We start from the raw sequence: 15243 nt of genomic DNA, 5'->3' as shown, positions 1-15243 counted from the left end.
CCGATGAAGGCCTCATGCCCCCCACCCTCGCCTCGCTCGTCCACCACTCCGCGCTCAAGCTGACCGTGCGGGCGGGCGAGGACCGTCTGGACGTTCCCGTCCGCTGGGCGCACGTGAGCGAGCTCGCCGATCCGGTGCCGTACATGGAGGGCGGCGAGCTGCTGCTGATCACCGCGCTCAAGCTGGACGCGGAGGACCCCGAGGCGATGCGCCGCTATGTGCGGCGGCTGGTGGGCGCGGGCGTGGTCGGGCTCGGCTTCGCCGTCGGCGTCAACTACGAGGAGATCCCCAAGGCGCTGGTGGACGCGGCGGAGGAAGAGGATCTGCCGCTGCTGGAGGTACCGCGCCGCACGCCGTTCCTCGCCATCAGCAAAGCCGTGTCGGCGGCGATCGCGGCGGACCAGTACCGGGCGGTGACGGCCGGGTTCGCGGCCCAACGGGAGCTGACGAAGCAGGCCCTGACCGGCGGGCCGGAGGGGCTGCTGACCGCGCTGGCGTCGCAGGTGAACGGCTGGGCGGCGCTGTACGACGCGTCCGGCGCCGTCGTCGCGACGGCGCCCGAGTGGGCGGGGCGGCGGGCGGCGCGGCTCACGGCGGACGTGGAGCGGCTGCGGGAGCGGCCGGCGCCGGCGTCGTCGGTGGTGGGCGGACCCGAGCACGAGGACCGGGTCGAGCTGCACACCCTCGGCACGGGGCGCCGGCCGCGGGCCGCGCTCGCCGTGGGAACGGCGGCGGCGCCGGGCACTGCGGAGCGGTACGCCGTCCACTCGGCGATCGCGCTGCTGACGCTGACGACCGAGCGGTCGCGGTCGCTGCACGCGGCCGAGCAGCGGGTGGGGGCGGCCGTGCTGCGGATGCTGCTCGCCGGGGAGCCGGATCACGCGCGGGCCGTGGCGGGGGACCTGTACGGCGAACTGCTGGACGCGCCCTTCCGGGTGATGGTCGCCGAGGCGGCGCCGGTGTCGGCGGCGCGGGTCGTGGACGCCGGGGCACGGGTGGCGCTCGCCACGGCGTCCACCGCGGTACTGGCCGCCACGTCCGAGTCGGGCGGTGATCCACTGGGTGCGCTCGCCGAGGTCGTGGAGTCCGCGGCGGCGCGGGCCGGGGAGGCGGTGCTCGTGGTGCCGGAGGGCGAGGGTGAGGCGGCTCGGGTCGTGGTGCTCGCCGCGGACGGGGGTGCGGCGGTGGCGGCGTGCGCGGAGTACGCGGCGGCGTTGGAGGCGGCGCGGGCGGGGGCCGCGCCCGAGGCGCCCGGCGCCGCCGAGGACGAGCTGGTGATCGGGCTCTCGGCACCGGCCGGGCCCATCGCCGCGGCGGCCGCGTACAAGCAGGCCGAGCAGGCCGTGTCGGTGGCCCGGCGGCGGGGCCGGGTGTGCGTGGAGCACGAGCAGCTGGCCGCCGGGTCCGTGCTGCCGTTGCTCGCGGACGACGCGGTGAAGGCGTTCGCGGACGGCCTGCTGCGGGCCCTGCACGAACACGACGCGACCGGGCGGGGCGATCTGGTGGCCTCGCTGCGGGCCTGGCTGTCGCGGCACGGGCAGTGGGACGCGGCGGCCGCGGATCTCGGGGTGCACCGGCACACGTTGCGGTACCGGATGCGGCGGGTGGAGGAGATCCTGGGGCGGTCACTGGACGACGCGGACGTGCGCATGGAGCTCTGGCTGGCGTTGAAGGCGACGTCGGCGGAGTAACGCGGCCGCCGGCCGGGCCGGCCGTCAGCCGAAGTAGCCGTCGAACGTCCGCTGGAACTCCCAGCCGCCGTACCGGTCCCAGTTGATCGACCACGTCATCAGGCCGCGCAGCGCGGGCCAGGTGCCGTGGGTGGTGTACGAGCCGCAGTCGACCTTCCTCGTCAGGCAGTCGAGGGTCTTGGTGACCTCGGCCGGGGGGACGTACCCGTTGCCCGCGTTGGTGGAGGCGGGCATGCCGATGGCGACCTGGTCGGGGCGCAGGGGCGGGAAGACGTTGTTCGCGTTGCCGGCGACCGGGAAGCCGGTGAGCAGCATGTCGGTCATCGCGATGTGGAAGTCGGCGCCGCCCATGGAGTGGTACTGGTTGTCGAGGCCCATGACCGGGCCGGAGTTGTAGTCCTGGACGTGCAGGAGTGTCAGGTCGTCACGCAGGGCGTGGATGACCGGGAGGTACGCCCCCGCCCTCGGGTCCTGGCCGCCCCACTGGCCGGTGCCGTAGTACTGGTAGCCGAGCTGGACGAAGAAGGTCTCCGGGGCCATCGTGAGCACGAAGTCGTCGCCGTACCGGGCCCTCAGGGTCTTCAGTGCCGAGATGAGGTTGACGATCACCGGTGTCTTCGGGTTCTTGAAGTCGGTGTCGTCGGCGTTCAGGGAGAGCGAGTGGCCCTCGAAGTCGATGTCCAGGCCGTCGAGGCCGTACTCGTCGATGATCTTCGAGACCGAGGAGACGAAGGTGTCGCGAGCGGCCGTGGTCGTCAGCTGCACCTGGCCGTTCTGGCCGCCTATGGAGATGAGCACCTTCTTGCCCGCCGCCTGCTTGGCCCGGATCGCCGCCTTGAAGTCGGCGTCGCTCTCGACGTTCGGGCACTCGGTGGCCGGGCAGCGGTCGAAGCGGATGTCGCCGGAGGTGACCGAGGTCGGTTCACCGAAGGCCAGGTCGATGATGTCCCAGCTGTCGGGTACGTCGGCCAGGCGGGTGTAGCCGGAGCCGTTGGCGAAGCTCGCGTGGAGGTAGCCGACCAGGGCGTGGGCCGGGAGGTCGACGGGATCACCGCTGCCCGCGGTGGTCGTGGCCGTCACCGTGGCCGACTTCGCGGACTCGCCCGCCTCGTTCACGGCGGCGACCTGGAAGCCGTACGCCGTCGAGGGCGAAAGCCCGCCGACGGTCGCCGAAGTTCCGGTCACCGTCTGGACCTTGGCGCCGTCGCGGTATACCGCGTAGCTCGTCGCGCCGCTGACCGCCGACCAGGACAGCGCGACGCTGGACGAGGTGACGGATCCGGTCTTCAGGCCGGTCGGCGCCGCGGGCGGCTGTCCGGCGTCGACGCCGGGGCCGACGAGGGAGATGTCGTCGGCGTGGTAGGCGCCTGTGCCGTACCAGCCGTGGGTGTAGACGGTGACGCGGGTGGTGGAGGGGCCTGTGCGGAAAGTCGTCGTGAGCTGCTGCCAGGTGGTGGCGGATTGGGTCCAGGTGGAGACGTCGGTGGTGCCGGTGCCGCTCGCGCCGAGGTAGACGTAGGAGCCGCGGACGTATCCGGACAGCGTGTACTGGGAGTCCGGCTTCACGGTCACGGTCTGCGCGCACCGGGCGTTGTCGGACCCTGCGGGAGTCGCCTGCAGCGCGGAACTGCCACTACGCACAGGTGAGTTGACGGTCGTCCCCGCCGTGCAGGTCCAGCCGTCGAGACCCGCCTCGAAGCCGCCGTTGCGGGCGAGGTCCGCGTCGGCCGCACGGGCGGCCGACGAGAGTGCGGTGAGGCCGGGCAGGGTCAGGGCCGCGGCGGTGAGGAGGACGAGAGGTCTGGAGCGGTCCACAAGTGCCTCCAGGCATGGGGGAATTGGAGGGTGGGGCACGTGACGTCGCCCACAATTTGGTCCAGACCAATCCGCCTTGTCAAGGGTTCTCGCAGTTCAGGACTGATCGCAGCTACTCCTCCCTCTCCGCGGCCAGCCCCGCCGCCGCCTCGTGCATGGCCAGTTCGAGGAGTGATGGGTCGGTGAGGGTGCCGGTGCCGTCCGGCGGGATCAGCCAGCGGACGGCTCCGGCGGTGCGGCCCGGGTAGGGGACGACGATCCAGGTGCCCGCTCCGGCCGTACGGATGCCGGTGCCGAGCCAGCGGGCGGCCGTGCCGGGCGGCACGAAGAAGCCCATGCGTGCGTCGCCGAAGTCGACCAGGACCGGGCCGAGTTGGTCGATGATGCGGCTGAGTACGTCGAGGGTCGGGTAGCCGAGTTCTCCCGGCAGGATGAGTACGTCCCAGGCCTTGCCGGCCGGCAGCAGCGCGACCCCGAGGGGATTGCGTTCCCACTCCCAGCGGCAGGCCGCGGGGTCCGGAGCCACGGATGACAGCCACTCGACCGCCGACTTCGCCCCTGTCATGACGGTGACCTCCCTTTCCTTCGTGGACGCCGGTCGCGTCACGTGGAAGAGGGAGGTCACCGGGCAGCATTACGCGGGTTTTCGCCGCCAGTTCAAAGTGAACTGAGTCACATTCAGCTGTCGAAGCCGAGGCCCAGCCGGTCCATCGCCCGCAGCCACAGATTGCGCCGCCCACCGTGCGCGTCGGCGCGGGCCAGCGACCACTTGGTGAGCGCGATGCCGGTCCAGGCGAAGGGCTCCGGCGGGAAGGGCAGCGGCTTCTTGCGGACCATCTCCAGCCGCGTGCGCTCCGTGGGCTCCCCCGCTAGCAGGTCCAGCATGACGTCCGCGCCGAACCGGGTCGCGCCGACGCCCAGACCCGTGAATCCCGCCGCGTACGCCACCTTGCCCTGATGAGCCGTCCCGAAGAACGCCGAGAAGCGCGAGCAGGTGTCGATCGCGCCGCCCCACGCGTGGGTGAAGCGGATGCCCTCCAGCTGCGGGAAGCAGGTGAAGAAGTGCCCGGCGAGCTTGGCGTACGTCTCCGGGCGGTCGTCGTACTCGGCGCGCACCCGCCCGCCGTACGGGTAGACGGCGTCGTAGCCGCCCCACAGGATGCGGTTGTCGGCGGAGAGCCGGAAGTAGTGGAACTGGTTCGCCGAGTCGCCGAGGCCCTGGCGATTCTTCCAGCCGACCGACGCGAGCTGCTCCTCGGTGAGCGGCTCGGTCATCAGGGCGTAGTCGTAGACCGGGACGGTGTAGGCGCGCACGCGCTTGACCAGGCTCGGGAAGATGTTCGTGCCGAGCGCGACCTTGCGGGCGCGGACCTGGCCGTAAGGGGTGCGTACGGCCATGCCGGCGCCGTACGGCTTCAGGGTGAGGGCGGGGGTGTGCTCGTAGAGGCGGACGCCGAGGTCGCGGCACGCCCGCTTCAGGCCCCACACCAGTTTGGCCGGGTTGACCATGGCGACGCCGCGTCGGTCGTGGAGGCCCGCCTGGAATGTCGGTGAGTCGACTTGTGCCCGCACCGCCTCGGCGTCGAGGAACTCGATGCCCTCGGCGAGACCCTTCTCCCGCAATTCCTCGTACCAGTCGCGCAGTTCCCACGCCTGGTACGTCTCGGTGGCCACGTCGATCTCGCCGGTGCGCTCGAAGTCGCAGTCCAGGGAGTAGCGGGCGACCGCCTTCTCGATCTCGTCGAGGTTGCGGGCGCCCAGCTCCTCCAGCTTGTGGATCTCGTCCGGCCAGCGGGCGAGCCCGTTGGGCAGACCGTGGGTGAGGGAGGCGGCGCAGAAGCCGCCGTTGCGGCCGGAGGCGGCCCAGCCCACCTCGCGGCCTTCGAGCAGGACCACGTCCCGCTGCGGGTCGCGCTCCTTGGCGAGGAGCGCGGTCCACAGTCCGCTGTAGCCGCCGCCGACGACCAGCAGGTCGCAGGTCTCGTCGGTGGTGAGGGCGGGTTCGGGGTGGGGCCTGCCGGGGTCGTCCAGCCAGTACGGGACCGGCTGGGCTTCAGAGAGTGCCTTGATCCATCTATTGCCACGACTCATGGCGCTTGGGGCCATGATTTCAACTCCCTACAGGGGTTTACGCCTTTTGTTTGTTGCGGCGATTGCTGACGGCCATGGAGGCCAGGACGAACAGTACGGCGACGACGAACATGGCCGTACCGATGACATTGATCTGAACGGGCGTTCCGCGCTGGGCCGAGCCCCAGACGAACATCGGGAAGGTGACGGTGGAGCCCGCGTTGAAATTGGTGATGATGAAATCGTCGAAGGAGAGCGCGAAGGCGAGCATCGCACCCGCCGCGATTCCGGGAGCGGCGATCGGCAGGGTCACGCGGATGAACGTCTGGAAGGGGCCGGCGTAGAGGTCCTGCGCGGCCTGCTCCAGCCTCGGGTCCATCGACATCACACGCGCCTTCACCGCCGTGACGACGAAGCTCAGGCAGAACATGATGTGGGCGATCAGGACCGTCCAGAAACCCAACTGCGCGCCCATGTTGAGGAACAGGGTGAGCAGCGAGGCCGCCATGACGACCTCGGGCATCGCCATCGGCAGGAAGATCAGCGAGTTCACGGCACCCCGCGCGCGGAAGCGGTAGCGGACCAGCGCGAAGGCGATCATCGTGCCGAGGAGTGTGGCGCCGAGGGTCGCCCAGAAGGCGATCTGGAGGCTGACCGACAGCGAGCCGCACAGGCCGGAGACGCCGCACGGGTCCTGCCAGGCGGCCGTGGAGAACTCCTGCCATTCGTAGTTGAAGCGGCCCTTCGGATTGTTGAAGGAGAACACCGTGACGACGATGTTCGGCAGGAGGAGATAAGCGAGCGTCAGCAGTCCGGCGATGACGACGAGATTGCGCTTGAGCCAGTTGACGAAGGTCATTTAAACCAGATCCTCCGTTCCCGACCTGCGGATGTAGACCGTCACCATGACGAGAATGGCGGCCATGAGGATGAAGGACAGCGCGGCGGCCGTCGGGTAGTCCAGAATTCGCAGGAACTGGGTCTGGATGACGTTGCCGACCATGCGGGTGTCCGTGGAGCCGAGCAGGTCCGCGTTGACGTAGTCACCGGCCGCCGGGATGAAGGTCAGCAGGGTGCCGGAGACGACGCCCGGCATCGACAGCGGGAAGGTGACCTTGCGGAAGGTGGTGACCGGCTTGGCGTACAGGTCGTTCGCCGCCTCGTGCAGCCGAGGATCGATGCGCTCCAGCGAGGTGTAGAGCGGCAGCACCATGAACGGCAGGAAGTTGTACGTCAGACCGCACACCACCGCGAGCGGTGTGGCCAGCACACGGTCCCCCTCGGTCATGCCGAGCCAGCTGGTGACGTCCAGGACGTGCAGCGCGTTGAGGGCGCCGACGACCGGGCCGCCGTCCGCGAGGATCGTCTTCCAGGCGAGGGTGCGGATCAGGAAGCTGGTGAAGAACGGCGCGATCACCAGGATCATGATCAGGTTCCGCCAGCGGCCCGCGCGGAAGGCGATGAGGTAGGCGAGCGGGTAGCCGAGGACCAGGCACAGGATCGTCGCCGAGCCGGCGTAGAGCACCGAGCGCAGGAACTGCGGGTAGTACTCGGACAGCGCGTCCCAGTAGGTCGCGAAGTGCCAGGTGACCTGGTAGCCCTCCTCCAGGGAGCCCGTCTGCACGGAGGTGGAGGCCTGGTAGATCACCGGCAGCGCGAAGAAGACCAGCAGGTACAGGATGCCGGGGAGCAGGAGCCAGTACGGCACGAGGCGGCCGCGCTTGCGGGGCGGCTTCTTCTCGGGTGCCGTCGGGGAGAGAGGCGGTGGCGCCTCGGTGAGGGTCGCCATCAGACCGCCGCCTCTTCCTCGGTGCCCGCGTCGATGTCCTGGGCCGCGTCGAGGCCGAAGGTGTGGGCCGGGTTCCAGTGCAGGACGACGTCCGCGCCGGGCACGAGCCGGGGGTCGCGGTCGATGTTCTGGGCGTAGACCTCGAACTCGGGGCAGACCGGGCTGTCGACGACGTACTGCGTGGAGACGCCGATGAACGAGGAGTCCGCGATCTTCCCGGTGATCCGGTTGCGGCCCTCGGGGATCTCGCCCGCCTCGTCGGCATGCGTGAGGGAGATCTTCTCGGGGCGTACGCCGACCAGCACCTTGCCGCCGGTCGAGGTGGGTGCGCTGCAGCGCGCCTCGGGGAGGACGAGCTTGCCCCCGCCCGCCTTCAGCACGATGTCGTCGCCGCTCCTGGAGTCGACCTCGGCCTCGATGAAGTTGGAGGTGCCGAGGAAGTTGGCGACGAACGTCGTACGCGGGTTCTCGTACAGGTCGGTGGGCGAGCCGAGCTGCTCGACGCGGCCCGCGTTCATCACGGCGACGGTGTCGGCCATGGTCATGGCCTCCTCCTGGTCGTGCGTGACGTGGATGAAGGTGATGCCGACCTCGGTCTGGATGCGCTTGAGCTCCAGCTGCATCTGGCGGCGCAGCTTCAGGTCGAGGGCGCCGAGGGGCTCGTCGAGGAGGAGCACCTTGGGGTGGTTGATGAGGGCCCGGGCCACGGCCACGCGCTGCTGCTGGCCGCCCGACAGCTGGTGCGGCTTCTTGCGGGCCTGCTCGCCGAGCTGCACGAGGTCGAGCATCTCCTCGACCTGCTTCTTCACCGACTTGATGCCGCGGCGGCGCAGGCCGAAGGCGACGTTCTCGAATATGTCGAGGTGCGGGAAGAGGGCGTAGGACTGGAAGACCGTGTTCACCGGCCGCTTGTACGGCGCAAGCGCGGTCACGTCCTGCTCGCCGAGGTGGACGGTGCCGGAGGAAGGTTCCTCCAGACCGGCGATCATGCGCAGGGTGGTGGTCTTGCCGCAGCCGGAGGCGCCGAGCAGGGCGAAGAAGGAGCCCTGCGGGACGGTCAGGTCCAGCGGCTGGACGGCGGTGAAGCCGTTGTCGTACGTCTTGCTGATGCCCGAGAGGCGGACGTCCCCGCCGGTTTCGTTCTTGTTCGTCACGGTGGTCACGCCCCAGTCAGCTTCGCGAACTTCTCTTCGAACTCGGTCTCTTCCTTCGAGCTCAGCGAGCGGAAGGCGTGGGACTTCGCGGCCATGGCCTTGTCCGGGATGATCAGCGGGTTGTTCGCCGCATCCGGGTCGATCTTCTCCAGCTCGGCCTTCACACCGTCGACCGGTGTCACGTAGTTGATGTAGGCGGCGAGCTCGGCGGCCGGCTTCGGCTCGTAGTAGAAGTCGATCAGCCTCTCGGCATTCGTCTTGTGCCGGGCCTTGTTCGGGACGAGGAAGTTGTCGGTCGACGTGATGTAGCCGCTGTCCGGGATCAGGAAGTCGATGTCCGGGCTGTCCGCCTTCAGCTGGACGACGTCACCGGCCCAGGCGATACAGGCGGCGAAGTCGCCGCTGCTCAGGTCGGAGGTGTAGTCGTTGCCGGTGAAGCGGCGGATCTGGCCCTTGTCGACGGCCTTCTGGATACGGGCGATCGCCGCGTCGTAGTCGTCGGCGGTGAACTTCCCCGGGTCCTTGCCCATGTCGAGCAGGGTCATGCCGATGCTGTCGCGCATCTCCGACAGGAAGCCGACGCGCCCCTTGAGCTTGGGGTTGTCGAGCAGGTCGGAGAGGGTCTTCACCTCCACGCCGTCGAGCGCCTTCTTGTTGTAGGCGATGACGGTCGAGATGCCCTGGAAGACGTACGAGTGGGCGCGGCCCGGGTCCCAGTCGGGGTTGCGGAACTGTGCCGACAGGTTGGCGTAGGCGTGCGGCAGGTTGGCCGGGTCCAGTTTCTGGACCCACCCGAGGCGGATGAGGCGGGCGGCGAGCCAGTCGGTGAGGACGATGATGTCCCGGCCGGTGTCCTGGCCCGCGGCGAGCTGCGGCTTGATCTTGCCGAAGAACTCGACGTTGTCGTTGATGTCCTCGGTGTACTTGACCGAGATGCCGGTCCGCTGCTTGAACTGGTCGAGCGTGGGGTGGTGCTTCTCGCTCTCGTCCACGTCCATGTACTCGGTCCAGTTGGAGAAGTTGACCACCTTCTCCTCGGCCGAGTGGTCCTCGGCCGAGACGCCGCCCTCGGTGTTGCCGGCCGCGGGGATGCCGCAGCCGGCCAGCGCCCCGAGGCCGCCGACCGCGAGTGCGCCGCCCGCTGAGGCGCGCAACAGTGACCGCCGGGTCATGGCGGCCCGGCCATTGCGGAAGCTGCGCCGCATGGCGGCCACTTGGGCCGGGCTCAGGCGGTCGGGCTCGTACTGCTCCATGCGCATGGTGCCCTTTCGGAGGGGGAGCGGCCGGACGTGGTCGGGCGGCCGGCCGCTCCCGCTGAGGTGGCTATCGGTCCCCGAAGACGGTGCGGTGCCAGTCCTTGGCGGCGACCGCGGTGTTGTCGAACATGACGTGCTTGATCTGGGTGTACTCCTCGAACGAGTACGCTGACATGTCCTTGCCGAAGCCGGAGGCCTTGTAGCCGCCGTGCGGCATCTCGCTGATGATCGGGATGTGGTCGTTGACCCACACACAGCCCGCCTTGATCTCGCGGGTGGCGCGGTTCGCCCGGTAGACGTCGCGGCTCCAGGCGGAGGCGGCGAGCCCGTACGGGGTGTCGTTGGCGAGGCGGATGCCCTCGTCGTCGCCGTCGAACGGCAGCACGACCAGAACCGGACCGAAGATCTCCGACTGGACGATCTCACTGTCCTGGGGCGCGTCGGCGACGAGGGTGGGACGGTAGTACGCGCCGTCCTTGAGGTCGCCCTGCGGCGCCTCGCCACCGGTCACCACGCGCGCGTAGGCACGCGCACGGTCGACGAACCCGGCGACCCGGTCGCGCTGGACGTGCGAGATCAGCGGGCCGAGGTCGGTTCCGGGGGCGAAGGGGTCGCCGAGCCGGACGCTCTCCATGAGGGCGGCGGTCTGCTCCACGAAGGCGTCGTAGAGCGGCCTCTGCACGTACGCGCGCGTGGCGGCCGTGCAGTCCTGCCCGGTGTTGATGAGCGCGCCCGCGACGGCGCCGTGCACGGCGGCTTCCAGGTCGGCGTCGTCGAAGACGACGAACGGCGCCTTGCCGCCCAGCTCCAGGTGGATCCGCTTCACGGTGCCGGTGGCGATCTCGGCGACGCGCTTGCCGACGGCGGTGGAGCCGGTGAAGGAGGTCATGGCGACGTCGGGATGGCCGACGAGATGCTCGCCGGCCTCCTTCCCGGTCCCGGTGACGATGTTGACGACACCGTCGGGGATCCCGGCGTCGGTGGCGGCCTGCGCGAAGAGGAGCGAGGTGAGCGGGGTGAGCTCGGCGGGCTTGAGCACGATGGTGTTGCCCGCGGCGATCGCCGGGAGGATCTTCCAGGCGGCCATCTGGAGGGGGTAGTTCCAGGGGGCGATGGAGCCGACGACGCCGATGGGTTCGCGGCGGACGTACGACGTGTGGTCCCCGGAGTACTCCCCCGCGGACTGGCCGGCGAGGTGGCGGGCGGCACCCGCGAAGAACGCGGTGTTGTCGATGGTCCCCGGGACGTCGAACTCCCGGGTCAGCTTCAGCGGCTTGCCGCACTGCAGGGACTCCGCGCGGGCGAAGTCCTCGGCGCGCTCGGCGAGGACGGCGGCGAAGCGGTGCAGCGCGTCGGAGCGCTCGCCCGGGGTGGCGGCGGACCAGGCGGGGAAGGCCTCGCGCGCGGCGGCGACCGCGGCGTCGACGTCCTCGGTGCCGGCCAGCTCGTATGTGTACACCTCCCGGCCGGTGGCAGGGTCGACGACGGCGTGCGTACGACCGGAGGTCCCCTTCGCCGGTCGGCCCGCGATGTACTGCGCGCCGTCCGCGAAGCGGTCCTGGGCCGGGAATCGTTCCGAGGTGGCGGTTGCCGGGGTCGTGGTGTCCGGTCGTGCGGTTTCCGGGATGGCGGTGCCCGGGTTCTGCATGTCGCTCTCCTCCGTGTCCCCGTGGTGGGGCCGGCGTGGCTCAGGCTCGATTTGAGTGCCGATCCTGACAGAGGTACAGGGCTCCAACAAGTGATTCCGTTGTTGCCTTTTGGTTACGCGACGGAATCTGTCGACCAGGTGTCGAGTCGCGCGGAAAAACAGGGGACGGACTGTCGGTGGTGCGTGCCATGCTCGGTGGCATGGCGAAGATCGATTCTTGGGACTCCCTGATCAGGGAGGTCCGCGCGGGGGCGAGAGTCAAGTATCTGCACTTCTGGGGGCACCGGCCGCTGCCCGACGGCCGGGTGGGCGCGAGCTGTCTGAGCCAGTGGTGGCCGTCGCCGTTCACGGTGGACGGGGTGGCGTACGCGACCGCCGAGCACTGGATGATGGCCGAGAAGGCGCGGCTGTTCGGGGATGCGGAGGCGCAGCGGCGGGTGCTGGAGGCCGGGCATCCGTCGGTGGCGAAGAACGCCGGGCGGCTGGTGCGGGGGTTCGACGACGGGGTGTGGGAGAGGGAGCGGTTCCGGATCGTCGTCGAGGGGTCGGTCCACAAGTTCGGTGCGCATGCGGAGCTGCGGGGGTTTCTGCTGGGCACGGGGGATCGGGTGCTGGTGGAGGCGAGTCCGGTGGATCGGGTGTGGGGAATCGGGTTGGCGGCGAGGGATGAGGGGGCCGGGGATCCGGAGCGGTGGCGGGGGCCCAACTTGCTGGGGTTCGCGTTGATGGAGGCGCGGGAGCGGTTGCGGGGGTAGGCGGTTTGTTTCGCCCCCGCGCCCCTACCCGTTCCCGTCCCCTGGGGGCTGCCGCCCCCAGACCCCCGCTTCGGCCCCCGACGGGCTGGTTGGTCAGCCCCTCCGCCGCTTCCTACGACGTAGCGATCACGAACGCCAGCATCACCAGACTGAGAACCAGCCCCGCCACCCCGCAGATGACCCCGGCCAGCGCCTGCCCCCGGTTCGTCGCCTCACCCCGCCGCGCCTTGCCCATACCGATCGACCCGAAGATCACCGCGAGCACCCCCACGACGATCGCCACCGGCCACAGGCAGAAGATCACGGCCGAGATGATCCCGAGCACCAGCCCTGCGGTACCCATGCCATTGCTGGGGAGGGCATGCATACCGGGCCACCCGTAGTAACCCGCCGCACCCGGCACCAGCCCCGGCGGGTACCCGTGACCACCGGGATAGCCGTACGGCACCCTCCCCGGCCCATCGGGCCCGATGGGCGGCGGCGGCACGGGCTCACCATGGCCGGCGTAGGGACCGGGCCCCACAGGAGGCGCGAAGGGATTCACCGGCGCCCCGAGCGACGCGGAAGCCATGGGAACCGTGGGAGACGCGCCCCCCGGCGGCGCGAACGGGTTCACCGCCGAGCCGTCCGGCGGCGCGAACGGGTTGGCCGCCGGGCCGTCCCCGGACATCGCGGCACCCGCCCCCGCCGAGGGACCCGCTGCCGACGGGTTCGTCCACGGCGAGGCCGGCGGAACGGCATCCTGCGGCTCGGACGTCACTCCGCCGGGCCGCGCGGACCCAACGGTCTCCCGGTCATGCACGGACGGAGGGGGCCAGGTCGGCGGCTCGTAAGAGGCGGGGGCATGCCCAGCCCCCGCAGGCGCGGACGACTCCGCCCGCACTCCCCCGACAGGAGGCGCCCACGGATCCCGTTCAGGACCCGACCCGGCACCACCGCGCCCCGGCGCCACACCACCCGAACCCGGCGCCACACCACCTGGACCCATCGCCCCCTGCTCCCCCAAGGCCCCGGACGCCCCGTCGCCGCCCTTCCCGAGCGACACCTTCGGACCCGTCTCCGACGAAGCCCCCGATACCTCCGGCGCCCCCGATACCCGCGCCGTCTCCGCCACCCCCGGCGTCTCCGCATCGTCGGACATGCTCGGGCCCCCCTCTTTCGTACGTGCCGTCATGCTAAGGCCCCGTCCCCGCCCTCGCGGGCCCGGCCTACGATGACCCCGAGTCACCGATCAGCCGATCACCCGCGCCCGCCGCCCGACACCCGGCCGCGGACGCCGTTCCGGGGAGGAACCTTGACCGACCGTCTCGTCGACGCCCGCGTCCCGCGCGATCTGCACGCCTTCATCGCCGGACTGCCCAAGGCCGAACTGCACGTCCACCACGTCGGCTCCGCCTCCCCCCGCATCGTCGCGGCACTCGCCGCCCGCCACCCCGACTCCAAGGTCCCCACCGACCCGGAGGCCCTGGCCGACTACTTCACGTTCACGGACTTCGCGCACTTCATCGAGGTGTACCTGTCCGTCGTGGACCTGATCCGCACCCCGGAGGACGTACGGCTGCTGACCTACGAGGTCGCCCGCGACCTGGCCAGGCAGCAGGTGCGTTACGCCGAGCTGACCATCACCCCCTTCTCCTCCACCCGCCGCGGTATCGACGAGGGCTCCTTCATGGACGCGATCGAGGACGCCCGCAAGGCGGCCGAGGCCGAGTTCGGGACCGTGCTGCGCTGGTGCTTCGACATCCCCGGCGAGGCGGGGCTCGAGGCCGCCGAGGAGACCGTGCGGCTCGCCACGGACGACCGGGTGCGCCCGGAGGGACTGGTCTCCTTCGGGCTCGGCGGGCCCGAGATCGGCGTACCGAGGCCGCAGTTCAAGCCCTATTTCGACCGGGCGATCGCGGCCGGACTGCACTCCGTGCCGCACGCCGGCGAGACCACCGGCCCGGAGACGGTCTGGGACGCCCTCACCCACCTGCGCGCGGAGCGCATCGGGCACGGCACGAGCTCGGCACAGGACCCGAAGCTGCTCGCGCACCTCGCCGAGCACCGGATCCCGCTGGAGGTGTGCCCGACGTCCAACATCGCCACGCGGGCGGTCCGCACCATCGACGAGCACCCGATCAAGGAGTTCGAGAAGGCCGGGATCATCGTCACCATCAACTCCGACGACCCGCCGATGTTCGGCACGGACCTCAACAACGAGTACGCGGTCGCCGCCCGCCTCCTCGACCTCGACGAGCGGGGTCTTGCCGACCTGGCCAAGAACGCGGTGGACGCGTCCTTCCTCGACCAGCCCGGCAAGACCCGGATCGCGGCCGAGATCGACACGTACACCGCCGACTGGCTCGCACGCTGAGCCACCACAATGTCCTCATGCAGAACGTGACCGCCGTCGCCCACCGCGGCGACCCCTACCGCGTCCGCGAGAACACCCTCGACTCCCTGCGCTCCGCGCTGGCCCTGGGCGCGGACGCGGTGGAGATCGACGTACGGCTCACCAAGGACGGTGTGCCCCTGCTGCTGCACGACGAGACGCTGAAGCGGCTGTGGGAGCAGGACCGGCCGGTACTCGGGCTGTCGGCGGCCGAGGTGCGGGGGCTCACGGCGGGTGGGGTGCCGACGCTGGAGGAGGCGCTGACCGCGTGCGACGGGAGCCGGGTGATGCTGGACCTTCCGGGCACGCCCGATGTGCGGGCGGCCCGCCGGGTCGTGGACGTCGTGCGCGCCTGCGGCGCCCAGGACCGCGTGTACTACTGCGCGGGCGCCCGGGCCATGCTCGCCGTACGCGCCGCCGACCCGGCCGCCGAGATCGCCCTGACCTGGACGACCCTCGCCCCACCGCGCCCCGTGCTCCTGGACGCGGTGCGCCCGCGCTGGCTCAACTACCGCTTCGGCCTGGTCGGCCGCGCCCTCGCCGAGCGCGTCCACCGCGGCGGCTACCTGCTCTCGGTCTGGACGCCGGACACCCGCCGCTCGATGCGCCGCCTGCTGGACCTCGGCGTCGACTCGATCACAACGAACCGAGTCGACGTCCTCCTGGGGTTGCGCCCGGCATAGCCATGTAC

General features: G+C 70.6%; 13 protein-coding genes. 4 read left to right on the top strand and 9 right to left on the bottom strand.

Annotated elements, in window-relative coordinates; all coding sequences use genetic code 11:
• Positions 1–14 precede the first annotated feature (14 nt).
• Positions 15–1691: a PucR family transcriptional regulator gene (locus ACIBAG_RS30150; protein ID WP_399109272.1), complete on the top strand. Its 1677-nt coding sequence runs from the start codon at positions 15–17 to the stop codon at positions 1689–1691.
• Positions 1692–1715: 24 nt separating this feature from the next.
• Here ACIBAG_RS30150 and ACIBAG_RS30145 read toward each other — a convergent pair whose 3' ends face one another.
• The 8 genes from ACIBAG_RS30145 to ACIBAG_RS30110 all read right to left on the bottom strand — a co-directional run bounded on the left by ACIBAG_RS30145 (position 1716) and on the right by ACIBAG_RS30110 (position 11423).
• Entirely contained in the window at positions 1716–3506 is a 1791-nt protein-coding gene (locus ACIBAG_RS30145; RefSeq protein WP_399109271.1) for a chitinase, read from the bottom strand.
• Between the two features lie 112 nt (positions 3507–3618).
• On the bottom strand, positions 3619–4071 hold the full coding sequence (locus ACIBAG_RS30140) for a hypothetical protein (RefSeq protein WP_399109269.1): 453 nt from the start codon (positions 4069–4071) through the stop codon (positions 3619–3621).
• A gap of 113 nt (positions 4072–4184) precedes the next feature.
• On the bottom strand, positions 4185–5612 hold the full coding sequence (locus ACIBAG_RS30135) for an NAD(P)/FAD-dependent oxidoreductase (RefSeq protein ID WP_399109267.1): 1428 nt from the start codon (positions 5610–5612) through the stop codon (positions 4185–4187).
• 22 nt (positions 5613–5634) lie between these two features.
• Positions 5635–6435, bottom strand: a complete 801-nt coding sequence (locus ACIBAG_RS30130) for an ABC transporter permease (RefSeq protein ID WP_399109266.1) — start codon at positions 6433–6435, stop codon at positions 5635–5637.
• The gene (locus tag ACIBAG_RS30125) at positions 6436–7365 is read right to left on the bottom strand and encodes an ABC transporter permease (protein ID WP_399109264.1); all 930 of its coding nucleotides are present in this window, start codon (positions 7363–7365) and stop codon (positions 6436–6438) included.
• Positions 7365–8528, bottom strand: coding sequence for an ABC transporter ATP-binding protein (locus ACIBAG_RS30120; protein WP_399109263.1), 1164 nt, complete (start codon positions 8526–8528; stop codon positions 7365–7367). Before ACIBAG_RS30120 ends, ACIBAG_RS30125 begins: the two co-directional genes overlap by 1 nt.
• Positions 8525–9772, bottom strand: a complete 1248-nt coding sequence (locus ACIBAG_RS30115; RefSeq protein ID WP_399109261.1) for a spermidine/putrescine ABC transporter substrate-binding protein — start codon at positions 9770–9772, stop codon at positions 8525–8527. The genes ACIBAG_RS30120 and ACIBAG_RS30115 overlap by 4 nt, the downstream gene beginning before the upstream one ends.
• A gap of 70 nt (positions 9773–9842) precedes the next feature.
• The gene (locus ACIBAG_RS30110) at positions 9843–11423 is read right to left on the bottom strand and encodes a gamma-aminobutyraldehyde dehydrogenase (RefSeq protein WP_399109259.1); all 1581 of its coding nucleotides are present in this window, start codon (positions 11421–11423) and stop codon (positions 9843–9845) included.
• Positions 11424–11623: 200 nt separating this feature from the next.
• Here ACIBAG_RS30110 and ACIBAG_RS30105 point away from each other — a divergent pair, with 200 nt between their 5' ends.
• Positions 11624–12178: an NADAR family protein gene (locus tag ACIBAG_RS30105; RefSeq protein ID WP_399109257.1), complete on the top strand. Its 555-nt coding sequence runs from the start codon at positions 11624–11626 to the stop codon at positions 12176–12178.
• A gap of 112 nt (positions 12179–12290) precedes the next feature.
• Here the strand turns inward: ACIBAG_RS30105 and ACIBAG_RS30100 are convergent, their stop codons facing one another.
• Positions 12291–12521, bottom strand: coding sequence for a DUF4190 domain-containing protein (locus ACIBAG_RS30100; protein ID WP_399109255.1), 231 nt, complete (start codon positions 12519–12521; stop codon positions 12291–12293).
• 951 nt (positions 12522–13472) lie between these two features.
• Here ACIBAG_RS30100 and ACIBAG_RS30095 point away from each other — a divergent pair.
• Together ACIBAG_RS30095 and ACIBAG_RS30090 are read left to right on the top strand one after the other, a co-directional pair.
• A complete protein-coding gene (locus ACIBAG_RS30095) occupies positions 13473–14534 on the top strand; it encodes an adenosine deaminase (RefSeq protein ID WP_399109254.1) in 1062 nt (353 codons plus the stop codon).
• A 17-nt stretch (positions 14535–14551) separates the two neighbouring features.
• Entirely contained in the window at positions 14552–15235 is a 684-nt protein-coding gene (locus ACIBAG_RS30090; protein ID WP_399109252.1) for a glycerophosphodiester phosphodiesterase, read from the top strand.
• Positions 15236–15243 lie beyond the last annotated feature (8 nt).

The sequence above is a fragment of the Streptomyces sp. NPDC051243 genome (genome assembly GCF_044455405.1).
Lineage (GTDB): Bacteria > Actinomycetota > Actinomycetes > Streptomycetales > Streptomycetaceae > Streptomyces.
This window is presented reverse-complemented; position numbering and strand designations above follow the sequence as displayed.